Origin of the sequence: Camelimonas fluminis, from assembly GCF_014656355.1 — a bacterium.
Classification (GTDB): domain Bacteria; phylum Pseudomonadota; class Alphaproteobacteria; order Rhizobiales; family Beijerinckiaceae; genus Camelimonas; species Camelimonas fluminis.
In genome coordinates this window covers 1-759 of sequence record NZ_BNCG01000161.1, presented here as the reverse complement: position 1 = coordinate 759, position 759 = coordinate 1, and the positions used below count along the sequence as shown (strand labels likewise).

The 759-nt window shown below is 58.4% G+C and carries 1 pseudogene; it reads left to right on the top strand.

Going from position 1 to position 759, the window contains the following annotated elements:
* Window positions 1-148: 148 nt before the first annotated feature.
* Window positions 149-759, top strand: a pseudogene (locus IE243_RS22970) (hypothetical protein); the annotation flags it as partial.

The window sequence follows — 759 nt, the reverse complement described above, 5'->3', positions numbered from 1 at the left end:
CGCTTCGAGCATCACCATTCGCACCCCAGAGCGAAAGGTGGCGCCGGGACACCGCTTACAGTTCTCGGAATCTTGCGGGGGATAAAATGACTAGTATCGATAGAAGCTTCCGCAAGGTGGTTTGGCGACGTTTATTGAGGGGGGAGAGATGATCGCAGGTTCCGGACAGCTGCCGTGGCAGCACATAACGATACGTGCGCCTTGGCATGATGGTGGCTGGAATGGGCGTGTCTGCACTGCCCCGTCAGCGAACACCTCATGTCTGGTCCTCGGACGCATCGCGTCGGTAAAACGCGACAATCAGGATGCTGTTGCGGGAAAGCTGTTCGATGAGCTCGCGCCGTCGGAGCTACCGCCATGTGTCGATGAGCGCGTCAGCTTCATGTGCGATCACGACATCGTTCTGACCAAGCAGCACCCCTACAAACTTTCGAGCCCTACGACGCACGGCCATTTCGGCGAGACGAAGCTGCGGATCGAAGCCTATTCCGCAGCATGCATCCCCTTCGGATGGATGTTGAAAGCAAACGTCGAGGGCGACGAGAGCGAGTGTGAGCTCGGCAAGGCAACAGCGTTGCGGCTAGCCTACGATCCCGAGCGCGAGCCGGACCTGTCGTTTGAAACGGGCTGGGTGGACTTGTACCGGTTTTGCGCCGGTCACCCATCTCATTATGCCACGCGCGCCTCGAACGCGATCGGGCTTATACCAAGACTCTCTGATCAGAACCCATGCGCCCATTTGCGGAGTCCGATTGACAT